Source organism: Cellulomonas sp. P4_H4, assembly GCF_056400865.1.
This window is the reverse complement of record NZ_JBFUKL010000002.1, coordinates 646928-666881: the sequence shown is the minus strand read 5'-3', so window position 1 is coordinate 666881 and position 19954 is coordinate 646928. Positions and strand designations below refer to the sequence as shown.

Below are 19954 nucleotides of genomic sequence, written 5' to 3'. Positions count from 1 at the left end.
TCTCGGAGGTCACGACGCGACCCTAGTCGCACCCGTTGACCTAGGGTTGTCGCCATGACTTCCCGGACGGCCTGGGGCTACGGCCTGGCGACTGTGACCGATGACGGCACCACCCTCGACGTCTGGTACCCCTCCCCCGCGCTGGGCGTGCCCTCCACGGACACCACCGCACCGGCCGAGCTGATCGCGGCCGAGGGCAAGGACGACGCCCGCGCCGTGCGCATCCAGCTCGTCCGCACAGTCGTCGACCTGGACACCCCACCCGCGGACACCGCCGACGCGTACCTGCGCCTGCACCTTCTCTCGCACCGGCTCGTCGCCCCGCACGGGCAGAACCTCGACGGCATCTTCGGCGTCCTGCCGAACGTGGTGTGGACCGACCGCGGCCCGTGCGCGGTGGACGGCTTCGAGGTCACCCGCGGACGTCTGCGCGCGACCCACGGCGTCCCGGTCACGGTCCTCGGCGTCGACAAGTTCCCGCGCATGGTCGACTACGTGGTCCCCACCGGCGTCCGGGTCGCCGACGCCGACCGCGTGCGCCTCGGGGCCCACCTCGCCGCCGGGACGACCGTCATGCACGAGGGCTTCGTGAACTTCAACGCCGGGACGCTCGGCACGTCGATGGTCGAGGGACGCATCTCGGCCGGGGTCGTCGTCGGCGACGGTTCCGACATCGGCGGCGGCGCCTCGATCATGGGGACGCTGTCCGGCGGTGGCCGCGAGGTCGTCTCGATCGGCAGCCGTACCCTGCTCGGCGCGAACGCGGGCGTCGGCATCCCGCTCGGGGACGACTGCGTCGTGGAGGCCGGCCTGTACGTCACCGCGGGCACGAAGGTCACCGTGCTGGGCGCGGGCGAGCCCGTCGTCGTCAAGGCCCGCGAGCTCGCCGGCCGCAACAACATCCTGTTCCGTCGGAACTCGCTCACCGGCGGGGTCGAGGCGGTCGCACGTGCGGGTACGGGCGTCGAGCTGAACGCGTCCCTGCACGCCAACGCGTGAGCGCTCGACGTCGTCCGCGACGGCGGGCCCGGCGCGGCGGCTGCGCCGTGGTCGTCGCCCTCGTCCTCCTCGCGGCAGCTGTCGCCGGCGTGGTCTGGGTGCTCAACCGGACGCACCCGGCGGCACCGGTCGCCGAGAGGTGCGTCGTCACGGTCGACGGGACCACCTGGGCGCTGTCGACCGGTCAGGCCGAGAACGCTGCGCTCATCGCGGGCATGGGCGTCGACCGGGAGCTGCCCGCCCGCGCAGTGACGATCGCCCTGGCGACCGCGATGCAGGAGTCGAAGCTCATCAACGTCGAGCACGGCGACCGCGACTCGCTCGGCCTGTTCCAGCAGCGCCCGTCGCAGGGCTGGGGCACACCCGAGCAGGTGCAGGACCCCGTGTACGCGACGGGGACGTTCTACGACCACCTGGTCAAGGTCCCCGACTACCGCGACCTGCCGATCACCGAGGCCGCCCAGGCCGTGCAGCGGTCGGGGTTCCCCGATGCCTACGCGCAGCACGAGGGCACCTCGCGCGCGTGGGCCTCCGCCCTCACGGGCCACTCGCCCGCGGCGCTCACCTGCACCCTGCACGACGCGGCGGTCGGGTCTCCCGACGCAGTCGTCGCGCGCGTGCAGCGCGACCTCGGCGACGTGCCTGTCCAGGTCACCCCGACCGAGGAGGGCACCACGCTGACGTTCCCCACGGCCGCGGTGTCCGCGGTCGACGACGCCGGGCAGCGGGACTGGGCGCTCGCGCAGTGGGCCGTCGCCGTCGCGCAGCCCCTCGGGCTGACGTCCGTGAGCGTCGGCGACCAGACGTGGAACCGGGAGTCCGGCAGGTGGGAGCCCTCCACCACACCCGTCGCTCCCGGGACGATCAGCCTCACGATCTCTGCCTACCTGTCGCACCCGGCGAGCACACTAGGCCCATGACCCGATTCGGCATCGACGCAGCCACGGCGCTCCGGCTAGCGCGCGAGAACATCACGGTCGCCGACGAGCACCAGCTGGTCGCGCCCACCCTCCTGCGCTCCGACGTGCTGTCGATGCTGTACCGCGACGTCCGCCGCGGCGAGCTCGACCCCCGCGAGGCGCGCGTCCTGCTCGACCGCGTCACGACGACACGGATGCGCCTGCTCGGTGACCGGGTGTCGCGCGCGACGGCCTGGCGGATCGCGGAGCAGCTCGACCAGGACGACACGACGCAGGCCGAGTACGTCGCCGTCGCCCAGCTGCAGGCCGACGTCTTCGTCACCGCTGACGGCGAGCTGGCGGACGCCGTCGCGGGGATCGTCGCGATCGCGCCGTTCGACGCGCTGACCGCTCCGTCGAGGGGCGACAGCTAGCGCGTCGGCTAGCGCGCGTCGGCGCCCGTGTAGTCGCGCTCGACCGCACCGGTGTAGATCTGCCGCGGGCGGCCGATCTTCGTCTGCGGGTCCGTCATCATCTCGCGCCACTGGGCGATCCAGCCGGGCATCCGGCCGAGCGCGAACAGCGGTGTGAACATCTCCTCGGAGAAGCCCATCGCCTTGTAGATGAGGCCCGTGTAGAAGTCGACGTTGGGGTAGAGCTTGCGCGAGATGAAGTAGTCGTCGGAGAGCGCGATCTCCTCGAGGCCCATGGCCAGGTCGAGCAGCTGGTCGTGGGCGCCCAGGGCGGACAGGACCGAGTCGGCGCTCTTCTTCACGATCGCCGCGCGGGGGTCGTAGTTCTTGTAGACGCGGTGACCGAAGCCCATGAGGCGGACGCCGGGCTCCTTGTTCTTCACGCGCTTCATGAACTCGGACGCGTCGCCGCCGTTGGCCTGGATCTCCGTGAGCATCTTGAGCACGGCCTCGTTGGCGCCACCGTGCAGCGGGCCGGACAGGGCGTTGATCCCGGCCGCGACCGACGCGTACAGGTTCGCGTGGCTCGAGCCGACGATGCGGACGGTCGACGTCGAGCAGTTCTGCTCGTGGTCCGCGTGCAGGATCAGCAGCTTGTCCATCGCCGCGACGACGGTGGGGTCCGCCTCGTACTGCTGGTACGGGACCGCGAACGTCATGCGCAGGAAGTCCTCGACGTAGCCGCGCGAGTAGTCGGGGTACAGCAGCGGCTCACCCTTGCTCGCACGGTGCACGTACGACGTGATCGTGCGCGTCTTCGCGAGGATCAGGACGGTGGCCAGCTCGACGGTCTCCGGGTCGAACGGGTCGAGCGACTCGGGGTAGAACGTCGACAACGCATTGATCGCCGACGACATCACGGCCATGGGGTGCGCGTGGCGCGGGAACGTCCCCATGAACGTGCGGAAGTCCTCGTGCACGAGCGTGTGCCGGTTGACGCGCTCGACGAACGCGTCGAGCTCGGACGGCGTAGGCAGCTCGCCGTGGATCAGCAGGTACGCGACCTCGAGGAACGTCGACTTCTCGGCCAGCTGCTCGATGGGGTACCCGCGGTATCGCAGGATGCCCTCGTCACCGTCGATGTAGGTGACCTTCGACTCGCACGAGGCGGTGTTCATGAAGCCCGGGTCCACGGTCACCAGGCCGGTGTCGCGCAGGAGCGAGGAGACGACGATCCCGTCGTTGCCCTCGGTCGCGGTCACGATGGGCAGGTCCTTCGACTTGCCCTCGACGATCAGCTGGACCGGAGCGGTGACGACGTCCGACATGGTGTTCCTCTCCTGCGACGGCTCGGTGGCGAGGATGTCCGCGCGGTCGGCCGTCGTGTTGTGCAGCCGGTTCGGCCTGCCGTTGTGGCCCTCGTTGGCCTGATCGACGGTACCTGCGCGAGACGTTCCGTGACCAATCCTCGATGTGACGTTGGTCCTGTGACGACGATCACAGGAGGCTTCGGTGGTACTCGGTCAGGCTCCGGCAAGCCGCGCGGCAGCCTCGGCGATGCGCTCGTCCGGCGCCGTCAGGGCCACCCGCACGTGCCCGGGTGCACCGTAGAACGCACCGGGCGCGACGAGGATTCCGAGCGACGCCAGGTCGCCGACGGTCGCCCAGCTGTCCTGGCCGCCCGCCTCGGGGCGAACCCAGAGGTACAGCCCGGCGTGCGAGGCGTCGACGGCGTAGCCCGCCTGCTCGAGCGCCGAGCGCAGCACCGTGCGCCGGCGCCGGTACCGCGCGCGCTGCTCGACCACGTGCTCGTCGTCGGCCAGCGCCGCCGCGGTCGCGGCCTGGACCGGGCCGGGGACGATCATCCCGGCGTGCTTGCGCACCTCGAGCAAGGTCCCGACGAGCGCCGGGTCCCCGACGACGAACGCCGCGCGGTAACCGGCGAGGTTGGACTGCTTGGACAGCGAGTACACGGCGAGCAGCCCGGTCAGGTCGCCGCCGGTGACGCGCGGGTCCAGCACGCTCGGCACGCCCTGGGAGGCCCAAGGCTCGTCCCAGGCGAGCTCCGCGTAGCACTCGTCGGACGCGACCACGACGGGCCGACCGTCGCGCGCGGATGCCGCCCGGGCGGCGTCGACGACCCGCGCGAGCTCGTCGACGCCCAGGACCGACCCCGTGGGGTTGCCGGGCGAGTTCAGCCAGACGAGCCGCACGTCACCCGGACCCGACTCCAGACGTGTCGCGGGATCGTCGGTCGGCTCGGGCGTCGCACCGGCGAGCCGGGCACCCACGTCGTACGTCGGGTAGGCCGCGGACGGGTGCAGCACCACGTCGCCCGCGCCGAGTCCCAGCAGCGAGGGCAGGAACGCGACGAGCTCCTTGGAGCCGACGGTCGGCAGCACGCCGGCGGGATCGAGCCCGCGCACGCCTCGCCGACGCGCGAACCAGTCGACGACGGCCTGCCGCAGCTCGGGCGTGCCGTGCGTCGTCGGATAGCCGGGCGAGTCCGAGGCGGACGCGAGCGCCTCCCGGACCACCGAGGGCGTCGGGTCGACGGGCGTGCCCACCGACAGGTCGACGATCCCGCCGGGGTACGCGCGGGCGCGCTCCTTGAAGGGTGTGAGCGTGTCCCAGGGAAAGTCCGGCAGGGCGCCGGTCAGCAGGCCCATCGAGCAGGCGTCACTCGCCGTGCACGCGCAACGGCAGGACCGCGATGATCGGGTGGTCCTTGTCGATCTCACCCATCTTCGCGGCACCCCCGGGCGAACCCAGGTCGTCGAAGAACTCGACGTTGGCCTTGTAGTACTCGGTCCACTGCTCCGGGACGTCGTCCTCGTAGTAGATGGCCTCGACCGGGCAGACCGGCTCGCACGCACCGCAGTCCACGCACTCGTCCGGGTGAATGTACAGCGACCGCTTGCCCTCGTAGATGCAGTCCACGGGACATTCTTCGATGCACGCCTTGTCCTTGACGTCAACGCAAGGTTCGGCGATCACATACGTCACGGTCGGTCCTCCACAGTGCCGGGGGTCACCCCTAGTATCGCGCACATGCACCAGCTCGTGACCGCTTGTCCACGGAACGTGCCGTGACCCAGGCGACATGGCGCGACTGGTCGCCGGGCATCCGCGTCGTCGTGCGCAGACTCCGCGACGACCTGCCGGCGGACCCGGCGCCCGACGAGCCGCGGCACACCGACGTCCTCGGCGAGGTGCTCGCCGTGGACGAGGACGGCGTCCTCGTGCGCACGCGGCGCGGCGACGTCCAGGTGCCCGCCGCCGACATCGTCCTGACCAAGCTGGTGCCGCCGCCACCCGCGCCGCGGCACCGTCGCCCGGTCGACTAGGGCGTCGGCGCCGGTCCGCAGACGATCTTGTTCTGCGGCTTGTAGCGCCACTTGTTCGACTCGGTGTTGACCAGGACGCCGTTGAGCGACGTCTTGCGCGTCACCGTCACCGAGAACCCGGGGTTGCCGGCCGACTGCGCCCCGCAGGTGGGCGACTGCGAGTAGACGGTCGTCGGCTGGACGACGCCCGAGCGCGGGCTGGTGATCGACTCCACGGTGTAGTACTTGGTGCTCCACACCCGCACGTACACCCGGTTGTCCGCCACCCACGCCTGGACGAGAGCGCCATACGGCGTGTTGTTCTTCCACCGCATGTCGAGCGTCCCGGTGAAGATCGTCGCCTCGCGCCCCTCGGGGTAGCGCGCGAACCACTCGCTGTGGGGGCGGTGCTCGACGTCCTCGTAGCCCGCCAGGAACGCCGCGTTGTACGTCGTGGTCGAGATCTGGCTCAGGCCGCCACCCCACGCGTCGGTGTGCTCGCCGTTGATGATCGCGCCCGCCTCGACGAACCCGTGCGCCGCGTCGATCGGTCCGAGCGCGGCGGTCAGGCTGAACGTCTCGTCGGGCTTGATGAGCGTGCCGCTGATCTTGCTGGCGCCGTTGGCGATGTTCACCGTGCGACGCGGTTCGCTGGTCAGCGGCGTGGAGAACTCCGAGACGATCTCCTTGACGCCGAGCGCCTCGAGAGCCGCGGTCGACTGCGCCGGGTCGGCCGTCACCAGCTCGACCTCGGCAGTCCGGTCGTTCGACACGGCCGCCGCGCTGACGGCGGTCGCCACCGCAGCGGGGTCCAGCGTCGTCCCCGGGGTGCCCGGGACGATCACCGGAGCACCGTTCTGGAACTCGAAGTGCGCGTCCGCGGAGGCCGTCAGCAGGTCGGGCAGCTGCGCCAGGACGGCCGCGGTCAGACCGTCGCCGTTCATCTGCAGGAGCAGGTCGCCGTCGATGGGCATGTAGGCCGTGTTCTGCGCGAGCGTCTTCGCGTCGAGCAGCGCCACCTGCCCCGACACCGCGACCGAGACGGGCGCCGACGTCACCGTGGTCGCCTCGGCGAGGGCGGCCTCGGTCTTCTCCTGCGTGATCGTCGGCGGGACGGTCGTGGTGGGCAGAGCGAGCGGTCGGGGCGCGACGAGCCAGTCGCTCGCGATGACCTTCGCCGACTCGGCGGCGTCCAGCTTCCAGCCGTCGACCGCGTCCGTCGACTGTGCGGTCGCGTCGACGTAGACGATCGTGCCGTCCACGGGCACGAGCGCCAGGGCGGTCCCGAGGCCGTCGACGGACGCCGAGAGCTCCTTGATGTCGACCGCCGTCACGGGCGGCTGCTCGCCGATGCCGATGATGTGGCCCCACAGCTGCGACGGGTCGGCCAGATCGACGCCCGTCAGCTGGTCGACCGTGGCCTGCGCGTCGAACGTCAGGCCCGACGTCGTCGGGTCGAGCGTCGCCTGCTCGTCGTTGGCCTCCACCTGGATCGGCTGCGTCGTCGCGTCCGCCAGCTCGGTCTCGAGCTCGGTGACCGCGGCCTCGGACGTCATGCCGCCGATGTCCACACCGGCGACGCTCGCGCCCCGCGGCACCTTGTCGGCCACGGCGTACGACGCGACCACGTAGGCCGCAGCCAGGACGAGCACGATGCCGAGGATGATCAGCAGCCGGCGCGGCCAGCGACGGCGGCGGGCCTCGGGCTCGAACACGTCGAACGGCGAGGGCGCGCGCTCGCTGGACGGCACCCGCCCGGACTGGAGGGTGCCCGTGGCTGCGGCCGCGGCTGCCGTGACCGGGACGAACCCGCCGGGGGCTGCCGGCGCGGCGGCACGCGCCACGACGGGAGGCAGTACCGCTGTCGGCGCGGGATTCGGGCTCGGTGCAGCGGGAGCCGCCAGCGGGGCGGCGGGAGGAAGCACGGCCGTCGGGGCCGGATCCGGCACCGACGCAGCGGGAGCGGCCGCCGGGGCAGCGACCGGTGCGGCTGGAGTGGTTGCCGGCGGAGTGGCGATTGCCTGCGGACCCGACGCGGGGACCGGCTGGGCCGCGGACGCCGCGACCGACGCTGCTGCGGCTGCCACGACAGGCGGCAGAACCTCCGTGGCGTCGTCGGTGGGCGCCTCGACGGTCTCGGACGTCGAGGCGGGCGGGGGTTCGACCGACGTGGTCTCGACGGCTGGAGCAGGCTCCGGCTCCGGCGTGGACTCCGGCGCGAGGGCCTCGTCGCCGACCTGCTTCTCAGCGGCAGTCGACGCGTCGGCGGCTTCGGGCTCCGGCTCGTCGTGCGGGAGCGGCGACGCCGCGTCGGCGACCTCGGAGTCCTCGGCCACATCGGCCTCGTCGGCGACATCAGCGTCTTCAGCGTCTTCAGCGTCTTCAGCGTCTTCAGCGTCTTCAGCGTCTTCAGCGTCTTCAGCGTCTTCAGCGATGTCCGCCTCGTCGGCGACATCGGCGTCTTCAGAGACGTCCGCTTCGTCGGCGACATCGGCGTCTTCAGAGACGTCCGCCTCGACGGCTGCGACCGCGGCGGCGGCGGGCTCGGCTGCCTCGTCCGGCTCACCGGTGCCCTCCGCACCCTCGTCCGTGGCAACGCCCTGGTCGACGGCGTCGGCTCCGGGGGCGACCTCGGGAGACGACCCGGACGCGTCGGCCGGCTCGACCTCGTCGGGCACCGCGTCCGCCGGGTCACCGTCAGCCACCTCGTCCGCGGAGACAGCATCGGCGTCCGCGTCTGCTTCGGGGGCGACCTCGGGCGTCGGCTCGGAATCGGCGACCGGTTCGACCTCGGCCACCGGATCGACCTCGGCCACCGGATCGACCTCGTCGGCCGGCTCGACATCGGGCTCGACCTGCAACTCGGCAGGCGCCTTCGGCGTATCGCCCCAGACCGGCCAGACCGGATCCGTCGAAGCACCCACGACCGACTTCACACCTTCCCCGGACTGTGCCGCCTGGTCGCGCCCCGTGTCGTTGCTCATCCCGCTCCCCTGCTGTTCCTGCGCATACAACGCGCCCGCGCGAGTCTACGGGGCGCGTGGCGCGGTCCAGGCCCCGTGGACATGCGCCCGAGGTGATTCACAGGGGTTCGGTCAGCGAACCGGCCGCACGCGTCCGCGAAGGTGCACCAGTCCCCCGGCGGCGGCGTGCCCCTGCTCGACGGCGAGCACGTCGCCGACGACGATGTCGTGGTCGCCCGCGCGGTGGATCTGCGACGTGCGGCAGTCGAACCACGCTGCGGCGCCGTCCAGCCAGACACCGCCGGAGAGCGGTGCCGGGCGGTGCGGCACGCGCGCGAGCTGGTCGAAGGCGGGCCGACCCGGTGAGGCGAGCCAGTCGGCCGTGTGCGCCTGGTCGTCGGCGAGGATGCTGACGGACCAGGTCTCCACGTCGTCGAGCGCGTCACGGAACCGTGCGTCGACATGCACGCAGAACAGGAGCATCGCGGGCTCGAGCGACACCGACGCGACGGCGCTGGCGGTCATCGCGTGCACGGTTCCGCGCCAACGCAGGGTAATCACCGCGACGCCCGCGGGCAGGCGACCGATCGCGGACCGGAAGTCGTCGGTGGAGAGCTCGGGACTCACTGCGGGACGTCCGGCTCCCCGCCGACGTCAGCGGCCAGTGCGGGCTCGCGGGGTCGGGCCGGCAGTGGCGCGTCCGAGAACCACGTACGCGGAAGCAGCATCGCGATGATCGCGACGACACCCGCTCCGACCAGCCACACGAGCCCGATCCGCTGTTCCGCCGGCACGAGGACGTCTCCGCCCGGACCGGTCTGCGACAGGGTCAGGACGGCCGTTCCCAGGCCGAGCACGAATCCGATCCAGGCGACGAGACCACCGAACGCCCTCGCGGTGACCGCCGCCGTGAGCACGAGCAACAGGCACAGGACGAGACCCCAGGGCCGGAGGCTGCGATGCATGACCGTGCCCATCCCGCCGACGACGGCGCCGAGCACGAGGGTCAGGAATGCCTTGCCGATCGTCGACCAGGAGAGCGCAGAGGCGGAGTGCACGCGGTCAGGCTATCGGGCGCATGCCGGGCGGCCACGCGACGGGCGCGCCGTCGCCGGGCCGCACGGCGTGCTCGAACCGGTAGGACTCGACCGGGAGCACCGGTGCGAGGAGCTGGTTGCTCAAGGCGTAGCACCCGACGACGGCCTCGTCGCCGTCGATCTCCTCGACGGCCTGCACCTGGGTCGCGTGGGCCCGCAGCGCCGCGAGGACCTGGTCGCGGACGGGTAGCACGTCGACCTCGAGGTCCCTCTGGTCGTCGGCTACCGCGACCGACGGCAGTTGGCCGTCGACGTCGGGGACGACCAGCCCGGAGCCGTGCAGCTCGTGCACCGCGAGCGACGCGTACGCGCGCCGGAGCGCCCGCGCACCCTGGACTGCCAGCAGCAGGACCGGGCGCGGCTCGACCAGGTCGACAGCTCGCCGGGTGACCTCGTGCGAGCGCACGTGGTCCGGGTGCCCGTAGCCACCGCCGGGCTCGTAGGTCGCGACGACGTCCGCCCGGCGATCGCGCAGGATCCGGGCGAGCCGCTGCGCGGCGTCGTCGACGTCCACGCCGACGAACGCACGCGGTGGGACGTCGTCGGACAGCCCGGCCTGCTGCGCGTCCACCCAGGCCATGCCCGAGTCCTCGAACACGTCGACCGAGCCCTCCGGCACGTCGTCGAGGAACACCTGATCGGTGACCCCCAGAGCGGCCAGGGCCCTGCCCAGCTCTCCGACCCGGTGGGCGGCGAGGGCGGGGCCGTCGCCTTCGAGGTGCGCCATCGGCGCTCCGATGACCTCGCCGCGCTCACCACGCGTGCAGGTCACCACCGTCGTCGGACCTCCGGCGCGGGCCCAGGTGGCCAGGAGCGCGCCGGTGGTCAGCGACTCGTCGTCAGGGTGCGCGTGCACCACGACGAGGCGGTTCATCGGGTGGTCGAGGAGAGGAACGTCAGGCGCGCTTGGAGCGGGCTGTGATGCGCGCACGCTCGGTCTGGTCGAGCACGACCTTGCGGATGCGCACGATCTCCGGCGTCACCTCGACGCACTCGTCCTCGCGGGCGAACTCGAGGGACTCCTCCAGCGTGAGGTTGCGCGGCGGGATGAGGTTCTCGAAGTTGTCCGCGGTGGCCGACCGCATGTTGGTGAGCTTCTTCTCCTTGGTGATGTTGACGTCCATGTCCTCGTTGCGCGAGTTCTCACCGACGATCTGGCCCTCGTAGACCTCCTGCGTCGGCTGGACGAAGAAGGAGCCACGCTCCTGCAGGTTGATCATGGCGAACGGGGTGACGGGACCGGAGCGGTCGGCGACGAGCGAGCCGTTGATGCGCGTGTCGATCGCGCCGGCCCACGCCTCGTAGCCCTCGGCGATCGACGACGCGATGCCGGTGCCGCGGGTGTCGGTGAGGAACCGCGTGCGGAAGCCGATGAGGCCACGGGCGGGAACCAGGAACTCCATGCGGACCCAGCCGGTGCCGTGGTTCGACATGGTCTCCATGCGGCCCTTGCGCTGCGCGAGCAGCTGCGTCACAGCGCCGAGGTACTCCTCGGGGACGTCGATCGTCATGCGCTCGACGGGCTCGTGCACCTTGCCGTCGACCTTCTTGGTGACGACCTGCGGCTTGCCGACGGTGAGCTCGAAGCCCTCGCGACGCATCTGCTCGACCAGGATGGCCAGCGCGAGCTCACCACGGCCCTGGACCTCCCAGGCGTCGGGACGCTCGGTGGGCAGGACGCGGAGCGAGACGTTGCCGACGAGCTCCTTGTCGAGGCGGTCCTTGACCTGGCGGGCGGTGACCTTGTGGCCCTTGCCGCCGCGGCCGGCCAGCGGCGACGTGTTGATCCCGATGGTCATGGAGATCGCCGGGTCGTCGACCGTGATCATCGGCAGCGGGCGCGGGTCGTCGGGGTCGGTCAGCGTCTCCCCGATGGTGATGTTCTCGATGCCGGCGACGGCGACGATGTCGCCAGGACCCGCCGAGTCCGTGCTGACGCGCTCGAGCGCCTTGGTCTCGAGCAGCTCGGTGATCTTCACGTTCGCCAGGGTGCCGTCGGCCTTGGCCCACGCGACGGTCTGACCCTTGCGGATCGTGCCGTTGAAGACGCGGAGCAGGGCGAGGCGGCCGAGGAAGGGCGACGCGTCGAGGTTGGTGACGTGTGCCTGCAGCGGGGCACCCTCGGTGTAGGTGGGCGCCGGGATCCGCTCGAGGATCGTCTTGAACAGCGGCTCGAGGTTCTCCGCGTCCGGCAGGCCGCCGTCGGCCGGCTGGTTCATCGACGCGCGGCCGGCCTTGGCGGCGGCGTACACGACGGGCACGTCGAGGATCGCGTCGAGGTCCAGGTCCGGGACGTCCTCGTGCAGGTCGGACGCGAGGCCGAGCAGCAGGTCGGTCGCCTCGTGCACGACGTCGGTGATGCGCGCGTCGGGACGGTCGGTCTTGTTGACGACCAGGATCACGGGCAGCTTGGCGACGAGCGCCTTGCGGAGCACGAAGCGCGTCTGCGGCAGCGGGCCCTCGGAGGCGTCGACGAGCAGGACGACGCCGTCGACCATGGACAGGCCGCGCTCGACCTCACCGCCGAAGTCGGCGTGGCCGGGGGTGTCGATGACGTTGATGGTGATGCCGTCGGGCTGGCCGATCTCCGCCGCCGCGGGACCCGTGTACCGGATCGCGGTGTTCTTGGCGAGGATCGTGATGCCCTTCTCGCGCTCCAGGTCGCCGGAGTCCATCGCCCGCTCGTCCACGTGGGCGTGGGAGCCGAAGGAGCCGGACTGCCACAGCATGGCGTCGACGAGCGTGGTCTTGCCGTGGTCGACGTGCGCGACGATGGCAACGTTGCGCAGGTCGGCGCGCACGCTGGTGCCGGCAGCCAGCGTCGGCACGGTCGCAGACGAGGTCGGCGCAGACGTGGGCTCAGACATGGGGGAACTCATCTCAGAAGGTGGGGAGCGCGCCGGGTCGTCGGCTGCGCCGGTCAATCCTACCCGTCCGTACGACTGTCCGGCAGGGAAGGTGACCAGACCCACTTCCGTCGCGGCTACGTGCGCGCCCAGGCCCACCAGGAGGTCAGGTCGGCCCGGCCGAGCGCCAGCGGCTCGATCTCGGGCAGCGCCGTCCCGTCGGGGAGCGGGCGCTGGGCGACGACGACGGGCTGCTGCACGATCGAGACGACCGCGCCGCCGTCCACCAGGCTCGTCGCCACCGGTGTGAGAGCAGCGCCGACGGCAGCCGGGTCGAGCGTCGCATCGAGCTTCTTGGTCGCCGCGTCCGTCGCCGGGTCCGACCAGCTCGTGAGGTTGGCGATGCCCTTGGTCTGCCAGCGCATCACGATCGCGTCGACGGGGAGGTCGGACTGCGACACGGGCACGAGTGCCACGTCCCAGGCCTCGGGCTCGTCGCGCAGGTCGGTCGCCCACGCCTCGACCGGCGTGTAGGGCTCCACCTGGAAGCCTGCCGCGGCCGCGGAGTCCGCGATCTGGTCGAGCATCGCCTCGCGCAAGGGGTCGGTCGTGTTGGTGAGGACCCGGACGACCACCGGGTCCGTGATCTCCGCATCCTCGAGTGCCGAGGTCGCTGCGTCGATGTCGGCGGCACCGTCCGGTGCGGCAGCGCCCCCTGCGTCGGGACTGACCCGAGGCAGCACTCCTGTGGCCACCTCGGCATCCGGCCACAGGGGCACGACGAGGTCGTCGACGATCGTGTCGCGCGGGACCGTGAGCAGGAACGCCGTGCGGACGGCGGTCGCCTTCGCCGCATCGTCTCCGTACGTCGCCGGGTCGAACACCCCGCCTCCGGCCACCTGCAGCTCGAGCTGCAGCGTGCTGTCACCCCCGGTGCGAACCGTCGCGTCCTCGACGCCGCCCAGTGCGTCGAGCACGTCGGCGGTGTCGGCGGGCGCGATCACGTCGACGGTGCCGTCGGACAACGCGTCGACAGCGTCCAGGGGGCTGAGGTCGCTCCGCAGCACGACCCGGTCGTACGCGGCGGGCTCGTCGCCCGTGTACTCGTCGTTGCGGACCAGCTCCACACGCTCGCCGGGCACGATCAGGTCGATCGCGTACGGTCCGTCGCTCACGGCGAGGTCGATGTGCTGCGCGAGGGCGTCGGCGTCGAACTGCGTGCGCCACGTCTCCGAGATCGAGCTGAGCGCCTTCTTGTCCTCACCGGTGATCGCCGCGGTCACCGCTGCGGCCGCGTCCTCGGGGTCCTCGACGCCCAGCGCCACCTGTCCGACGACGTGGGCGGGGACGCCGACGTCGAGAGCGACCTGCCAGTCGGCCACGGGCTTCGTGTACGTCACTGTCACGCTCGTGCCGTCCACGACGGGCACCTGCTCGGCGTAGATCAGCGCCGGGGACGCGGCGGCGAAGGCAACCCCCGCGGCGAGCGCGTCGTCGTTGGTGACCTCACCGGCCGCGTCGAGCTCCGGCGCGACGTCGTCGAGCTGGCCGCTGCGCGCGGCCCACTCGAGGATGAGGTCGTCGGTCGTGACCGGTACGCCGTCGGACCAGGTCGCGTCCTCGGCGAGCGTGTACGTGACCGTGAGGGGCGCGTCCTTCACCTTCTCGATCGTGCCGAACGACGTGTCGAGCACGGCTCCCCCGGCCTCGTCGAGGCTCACGAAACCGGACTGCGCCAGACCACGGACCAGTGTGCTGCCCGGAGCGCGTCCCTGCGCCGTCCCCCCGTTCAGCGACGTGAAGGCCGACGAGACGGCGACAACCACGGTGCCCGGGCGGCCAGGCTGCGGCTCAGGGTCGGTGCAGCCCGCGAGAGTCGCCACCACCGCCAGCGACACCGTCGCGACGACCGTCAGACGTGTCCCTCTGTGCACCGCATGCCTCCGACAACCCTCGTACGGGACGAGCCGCCCCATGCGGAGGTATCGGTCACCACCCGCCGAACCTCAACCTTGCCGTACGAATCGGTCGAAACTCGGCAGAAGTGCGACGAGTCCCGAGAGCGGGCCGTGCTCAGAAGCCTCGGCCGGTGGTCTGCCCCGGACCCTGGTCGACGATGTCGTGCGCGTCCAGCTCGGCGTTCTCCGACGCGTCCGCGAGGCCGGCGGCACGAGCGATCTCGGCGCGCTCGAGCTCGTCGCGCTGAGCGTCGAGCAGCGCGTCGCGGGTCAGGCGACGCTCCTGCTGGGCCACCGGGTCGGGCACCGGCACGGCCGCGAGGAGCCGCTGCGTGTAGGCGTCCTTCGGGTGGTTGACGACCTGCGCCGTCTCGCCGATCTCGACCAGGCGGCCGTTGTGCATGACCGCGATCCGGTCGGAGAGCATCTCGACGACGGCGAGGTCGTGGCTGATGAACAGGCACGCAAAGCCGTGCTCGCGCTGCAGGTCCTGGAACAGCTCCAGGACGGTGGCCTGCACGGACACGTCGAGCGCGGACGTCGGCTCGTCCGCGACGAGCAGCTGCGGCTCGAGCGCGAGCGAGCGGGCGATGCCCACGCGCTGACGCTGACCACCCGAGAGCTCGTGCGGGTAGCGGTTGCGCATGGCCCGCGGGAGCTGCACCTGGTCGAGCAGGCGCTCGACCGCCCTGGACATCTCGGCGCCCTTGACGCCGCGGTGCAGGAGCAGCGGCTCGCCGATCGACTCACCGATGGGCAGGCGCGGGTTGAGCGACGAACCCGGGTCCTGGAAGACGATGCCGACCTTGCTGCGCAACGGCCTGAGGTCCTTGAGCGTCGCGCCGACCATGTTCTGGCCGACGATGTTGAGCTCACCGGACGTCACGGGAAGGAGCCCGACGACCGCGCGGCCGATGGTCGTTTTGCCGGACCCCGACTCACCGACGAGACCGACGACCTCGCCACGCCTGATCGTCAGGCTCACGCCGTCGACGGCCCGGAACGCCGGCTGGCGACGACGACCCGGGTACTCGATGACCATGTCCTTGGCCTCGAGCACCACGTCGGTGGCGGTCTCGGCGACCGGCTCGGTGGGTCGGGCGTCGGCCGTGGTCGTCGACGTCTCGGTGCCCTCGGCGGCGAGCGCGTCGGCACTGCGGCCCAGGTGGGGCACGGCGTCGAGCAGCTTGATCGTGTACGGGTGCGTCGGCGCGTTGAAGATGTCGATCGACGAGCCCTCCTCGACGACCCGCCCGTCCTTCATCACGATGATCTTGTCGGCCAGGTCGGCGACGACGCCCATGTCGTGGGTGATCAGCACGATGCCGGAGTCGATGCGCGTGCGCAGGTCGCGCATGAGCTTGAGGATCTCGGCCTGCACCGTGACGTCGAGGGCCGTCGTCGGCTCGTCGGCGATCAGCAGCTTCGGGTCGCACGCCAGCGCCTGCGCGATCATGGCGCGCTGACGCTGACCGCCCGACAGCTGGTGCGGGTACGCGTCGATCCGGCGGTCCGGGTCCGGGATCTCGACCAGGCGCAGCAGCTCGAGGGCGCGCGCGCGGGCCTCCTTGGGGCCGATGTCGAAGTGCGTGCGCAGGGTCTCGATGATCTGGAACCCGACCGTGTAGACCGGGTTGAGCGCCGTCATGGGCTCCTGGAAGATCACCGCGATCTCACGGCCGCGGACGTGCCGGAGCTTCTGAGCGGACATGCCGATCAGCTCACGGTCACCCAGCTTGGCGCTGCCGTTGGCACGCCCGTTGGGCGGGAGCAGGCCGAGCAGGGACATCGAGGACTGCGTCTTGCCCGAACCGGACTCGCCCACGATGGCGAGCACCTCGCCCGGGAAGACGTCGTAGCTCACGCCGGTCGCGGCCGGGTACCACTGTCCGTCGACGTAGAAGTCGACGCCGAGGTCACGCACGGTGAGCACCGGCGTCCGCGTCGGCGATGCTGCGGGGACGGCGTCGGAGGTGTCGATTGCCACGCTGGTTCCTTACTGGCCGAGGACGAGGTGCGCGGTGGACGGGGTCGCCGTCGTCGAGCACCGGTCTGGGAGCATGGCCGAATGGGTGCCACGCAGGAGTTCAGTTCGTCGTACGGCCGCTGGTTGACGGGCGCCGCAGCCGTTGCTGCCGTGATCGCCCTGGTCAGCGTGCTCGTCGCGGACGGTGTGAGCGAGGCCCTGGCTCTGGTTCCGCTGATGGGCCTCATCGTGCTGCTGATCTGGGCGCTCTTCTGGCGCCCGTCCGTCGAGGTGTCCGACGGCGAGGTCGTGGTCCGCAACGTGCTGGCGACCGTGCGCATCCCGTGGCCCGCCTACCGCGGCGTGACCGTGAAGTACTCGCTCGTCGTGCACAGCACCGGCCCGGACGTGACCGCCTGGGCGGCACCGCGTTCCAGCGGCACGGTGCAGCGGATGCGGCGCCGCCGTCCGCCCGAGGGTCCCCTCGGGCCTGGACGACACAACGCGAACGCCGAACGAGTCGCCGACGCGATCGTCGAGCGGCAGGCCGCTCTCAAGGACGCCGGCTTCCTCAAGGGCGCCGAGGCTGCCGTCGCAGCGGGTGTCACACCGCAGCGCCGCTGGCACTGGCTGCTGATCGGCGGGGTGCTGGTGCTCGCCGCCGCGTCGGCCGTCCTGCTCTGACCCGAGGATCACGAGGCCTCCGCCGACGCGCTCGCCGACATCGGCCGGCCGGTCGCGGGGTCCACCCGCAGGGCCTTGGCCATCTTGCGCTCCGACGGGATCCGCTTCTGGCGAGGGTCGAACGCGTCGCGCAGACCGTCGCCGATGAAGTTGATGGCCAGCGCGATGACCACGATGAACAGACCGGGCCACCAGAAGAGCCACGGACGCGTCGAGAACGCCTCCTGGTACTGGCTGATCAGCAGTCCGAGCGACGTGGCCGGCGCCTTGATGCCGACGCCCAGGTAGGACAGGGCGGTCTCCAGCAGGATCGCGGAGCTCATCAGCAGCGTCGTGTTGACGATGATCACGCCGATGGCGTTGGGCAGCATGTGCTTGAACATGATGCGGCTGTTGCTCGCGCCGGCCACCCGCGCGGCGTCGACGAACTCGCGCTCGCGCAGCGTCAGGAAGTCGCCTCGCACCAGCCGCGCGAGCGTGGTCCAGGTGATCAGCCCGAGGAACGTCCCGAAGATCAGCGGGTTGTTGCCACCGGCGAGCTGACCGAGGACGGCACCGATGACGATCACGGGCATCGTGATGACGAGGTCGGTGAGCCGCATCAGCAGGTTGTCGGTGCGACCGCGCATGAAGCCCGCGAGGGCCCCGACGATGATCCCGGTGATCGTGGCCACGAGACCGACGGTGACCGTGATGATCAGCGAGGTCTGCGTGCCCTGCATGACGCGCGCGAACACGTCGCGCCCGATCTCGTCCTGCCCGAACGGGTGCAGGCCCCAGTGGAACCAGAGGCCCGCGTCTCCGCCGAGCCACACCGGCAGCTCCATGGTCGGGTGGCCGCCGTTGATGATGACGCTGTTGGTCTGGTTGGGTCCCCAGATCCACCAACCGTCCCAGCCGAACACGCCCACCGAGGTGAAGGCGAGCAGGACGACGAACGCCAGGACGAAGATCGCGACCATGGCACCGCGGTGGCGCAGGAAGCGACGGCGGACGATCTGGCTCTGCGAGAGTCCGGCGACCTCCCGCAGCTCGATCGCGTTCTCGGTGGAGTCCTCCGGGGGGAGTTGCTCGACGGTGCTCATGCGTTCACCCGGATCCTGGGGTCGAGGCCTGCGTAGATGAGGTCGGCGACGATGTTCGCGATGATCGCGAGGGCCGCGACGATCAGCAGGTACGCCATGACCGGGTCGATCTCGGCGTGCGTCAGCGAGTAGAGGAACAGCGTGCCCATGCCCGGCCGGGCGAACACGCGCTCCGTGATGATCGCGCCACCCAGCAGGGTGATGACGTCGATCGGGACGACTGTCGCCAGCGGGATCAGCGAGTTGCGGAAGCCGTGCCGCATGATCACCGTCCGCTCGGGGAGGCCCTTGGACCTCGCCGTGCGGATGTAGTCCTGGCTCATCACCTCGAGCATGCTCGAGCGCGAGTAGCGGGTGTACGCCGCGAAGCCGATGAGCAGCAGCGCGAGCGTCGGCAGGAGCAGGTGCGTGAACGTGTCGAGCGTCTGCACCCAGAAGTTGCCGCCGAGGTTCGGCGTCTGGTTGCCGATGGTCGGGATCGGCCGCCCGCTGATGGCCGGCGCGTTGTAGTACGCGGGCCACACGCGCATGACCTGGTTGACGAAGATCATCGACGCGACGACGACCGCGGTGATCGCGGCCGTGCGTGCGGACACCGCCCGGTCAGGGCCACCCCAGGCGTAGCCCACACCGACGCCGACCGCGATCGTGACGAGCGCCAGGCCGAGGATGAGCAGCCAGCTCTCCTCGACCGACTTGAAGAAGACGTTGAGCGGCAGGAACAGGACCAGGCCGATCACCACGGTCGTCAGCGAGGCGCCCAGCGCCCGCCGGTTCTTCAGGCCGGTCGACAAGGTCGTGATGGCGAACGCGCTCGCCGTGCCGAGGAACGCCAGCAACAGCGGGTTGATGCTGGGCGTCGTCCACCAGTCGGTGATCTGCAGGAACGCGAACATCCCGAAGGTCGCGGCGAATCCGAGACCGAACGTGACCGCCCGACGCTGGACGTCGCCGCCTATCGCGAGGCTCCACAGCAGACCGGCGAGCAACCCGATGACGGTTATCGCCACCCAGGAGATCACCGGGTCCGCGAGGAAGTCGTTGAAGCCGATCGCACCCCACTGCTTGAGCAGCACCGCGACCCAGAAGGCCGGCAGCGAGTACAGGAGGAACGAGACGAAGATGATGAGGTAGTCGAACGAGCTGTACTGCCGCAGCGCGCTCACGATGCCGACGGCGACGCCGAAGACGATCGCGAGGAACGTCGCCGCGGTGACGAGCTGGATTGTCGACGCGATCGCGCCCTGCAGCAGGTTCGACACCGGCTGGCCGCTCACCCACGCGACACCGAGGTCGCCGTGCAGCACGTCACCCAGCCACTTGAAGTAGCGGATGACGACGCCCGTGTTCAGGTCGAGCAGCTGGATCCGCTCGGAGATGAGCTGCGCCTTGTTCGGCGCGTTCGACTGCCGCAGATCGTAGAACGGGTCCATCGACGCATAGACCAGGAGGTACATGACGAACGTCGAGACGAAAAGTGTCGCCAGTCCGGCAAGCAGGCGTCGCCACAGGAACGAGAGCATGAAGAGTGGTACCTCACGGTTGAGGGACGTTTACGCACCAGCCGCCAAAGTCTACGCGGCATGAGCGCAAGGGGCGGTCGAACGCCCTGGTGGGGCATCCGACCGAGTGTTCCGCTCGAGCCGTCGGCAGCTCCCGGGGTGGGACGCGGGGCATCGTTGCCCAGGCGTCAGAGCTGCTGACGGGGTTCGCGCGAG

General features: G+C 70.9%; 17 protein-coding genes. 5 read left to right on the top strand and 12 right to left on the bottom strand.

Annotated elements, in window-relative coordinates; translation table 11 throughout:
* Positions 1 to 54 precede the first annotated feature (54 nt).
* From dapD to AC1DPN_RS09285, 3 genes are read left to right on the top strand one after another with little or no spacing between them, the layout of a single operon-like run.
* Positions 55 to 999 carry a 2,3,4,5-tetrahydropyridine-2,6-dicarboxylate N-succinyltransferase gene (gene dapD, locus AC1DPN_RS09295; RefSeq protein WP_477084447.1) on the top strand — a complete coding sequence of 315 codons (945 nt, stop codon included), beginning with the start codon at positions 55 to 57 and terminating at the stop codon, positions 997 to 999.
* Positions 996 to 1919: a hypothetical protein gene (locus tag AC1DPN_RS09290; RefSeq protein ID WP_477084446.1), complete on the top strand. Its 924-nt coding sequence runs from the start codon at positions 996 to 998 to the stop codon at positions 1917 to 1919. The genes dapD and AC1DPN_RS09290 overlap by 4 nt, the downstream gene beginning before the upstream one ends.
* On the top strand, positions 1916 to 2332 hold the full coding sequence (locus AC1DPN_RS09285) for a type II toxin-antitoxin system VapC family toxin (protein ID WP_477084445.1): 417 nt from the start codon (positions 1916 to 1918) through the stop codon (positions 2330 to 2332). Before AC1DPN_RS09290 ends, AC1DPN_RS09285 begins: the two co-directional genes overlap by 4 nt.
* 8 nt (positions 2333 to 2340) lie before the next feature.
* On the opposite strand, the gene AC1DPN_RS09280 is transcribed toward AC1DPN_RS09285, so the two are convergent.
* The 3 genes from AC1DPN_RS09280 to fdxA form a co-directional block, all read right to left on the bottom strand.
* Positions 2341 to 3639, bottom strand: a complete 1299-nt coding sequence (locus tag AC1DPN_RS09280) for a citrate synthase (protein WP_477084444.1) — start codon at positions 3637 to 3639, stop codon at positions 2341 to 2343.
* 195 nt (positions 3640 to 3834) lie between these two features.
* Positions 3835 to 4980 carry a succinyldiaminopimelate transaminase gene (gene dapC / locus AC1DPN_RS09275; protein WP_477084443.1) on the bottom strand — a complete coding sequence of 382 codons (1146 nt, stop codon included), beginning with the start codon at positions 4978 to 4980 and terminating at the stop codon, positions 3835 to 3837.
* Positions 4981 to 4990: 10 nt separating this feature from the next.
* The gene (gene fdxA / locus AC1DPN_RS09270) at positions 4991 to 5317 is read right to left on the bottom strand and encodes a ferredoxin (protein ID WP_028047410.1); all 327 of its coding nucleotides are present in this window, start codon (positions 5315 to 5317) and stop codon (positions 4991 to 4993) included.
* 83 nt (positions 5318 to 5400) lie between these two features.
* Between fdxA and AC1DPN_RS09265 the strand changes: the two genes are divergently transcribed.
* On the top strand, positions 5401 to 5658 hold the full coding sequence (locus tag AC1DPN_RS09265) for a putative acetyltransferase (protein WP_477084442.1): 258 nt from the start codon (positions 5401 to 5403) through the stop codon (positions 5656 to 5658).
* On the opposite strand, the gene AC1DPN_RS09260 is transcribed toward AC1DPN_RS09265, so the two are convergent.
* From AC1DPN_RS09260 to AC1DPN_RS09230, 7 genes are all read right to left on the bottom strand, one after another.
* Complete coding sequence (locus AC1DPN_RS09260; RefSeq protein ID WP_477084441.1) at positions 5655 to 8621, bottom strand: VanW family protein; 2967 nt, start codon at positions 8619 to 8621, stop codon at positions 5655 to 5657. The genes AC1DPN_RS09265 and AC1DPN_RS09260 overlap by 4 nt on opposite strands.
* 111 nt (positions 8622 to 8732) lie before the next feature.
* On the bottom strand, positions 8733 to 9227 hold the full coding sequence (locus AC1DPN_RS09255) for a flavin reductase family protein (protein ID WP_477084440.1): 495 nt from the start codon (positions 9225 to 9227) through the stop codon (positions 8733 to 8735).
* Positions 9224 to 9658 carry a hypothetical protein gene (locus tag AC1DPN_RS09250; protein WP_477084439.1) on the bottom strand — a complete coding sequence of 145 codons (435 nt, stop codon included), beginning with the start codon at positions 9656 to 9658 and terminating at the stop codon, positions 9224 to 9226. Before AC1DPN_RS09250 ends, AC1DPN_RS09255 begins: the two co-directional genes overlap by 4 nt.
* A gap of 4 nt (positions 9659 to 9662) precedes the next feature.
* Complete coding sequence (locus AC1DPN_RS09245; RefSeq protein ID WP_477084438.1) at positions 9663 to 10571, bottom strand: PIG-L family deacetylase; 909 nt, start codon at positions 10569 to 10571, stop codon at positions 9663 to 9665.
* Positions 10572 to 10593: 22 nt separating this feature from the next.
* On the bottom strand, positions 10594 to 12564 hold the full coding sequence (gene typA, locus AC1DPN_RS09240; protein WP_477084437.1) for a translational GTPase TypA: 1971 nt from the start codon (positions 12562 to 12564) through the stop codon (positions 10594 to 10596).
* A gap of 116 nt (positions 12565 to 12680) precedes the next feature.
* Complete coding sequence (locus tag AC1DPN_RS09235; protein WP_477084436.1) at positions 12681 to 14477, bottom strand: ABC transporter substrate-binding protein; 1797 nt, start codon at positions 14475 to 14477, stop codon at positions 12681 to 12683.
* A 139-nt stretch (positions 14478 to 14616) separates the two neighbouring features.
* A complete protein-coding gene (locus AC1DPN_RS09230; protein WP_477084435.1) occupies positions 14617 to 16488 on the bottom strand; it encodes an ABC transporter ATP-binding protein in 1872 nt (623 codons plus the stop codon).
* 81 nt (positions 16489 to 16569) lie between these two features.
* Here AC1DPN_RS09230 and AC1DPN_RS09225 point away from each other — a divergent pair, with 81 nt between their 5' ends.
* Positions 16570 to 17151, top strand: coding sequence for a PH domain-containing protein (locus AC1DPN_RS09225; RefSeq protein ID WP_477084434.1), 582 nt, complete (start codon positions 16570 to 16572; stop codon positions 17149 to 17151).
* Positions 17152 to 17159: 8 nt separating this feature from the next.
* Here AC1DPN_RS09225 and AC1DPN_RS09220 read toward each other — a convergent pair whose 3' ends face one another.
* Together AC1DPN_RS09220 and AC1DPN_RS09215 are read right to left on the bottom strand one after the other, a co-directional pair.
* Positions 17160 to 18236, bottom strand: coding sequence for an ABC transporter permease (locus AC1DPN_RS09220; protein ID WP_477084433.1), 1077 nt, complete (start codon positions 18234 to 18236; stop codon positions 17160 to 17162).
* Positions 18233 to 19759, bottom strand: a complete 1527-nt coding sequence (locus tag AC1DPN_RS09215) for an ABC transporter permease (protein ID WP_477084432.1) — start codon at positions 19757 to 19759, stop codon at positions 18233 to 18235. The genes AC1DPN_RS09220 and AC1DPN_RS09215 overlap by 4 nt, the downstream gene beginning before the upstream one ends.
* Positions 19760 to 19954 lie beyond the last annotated feature (195 nt).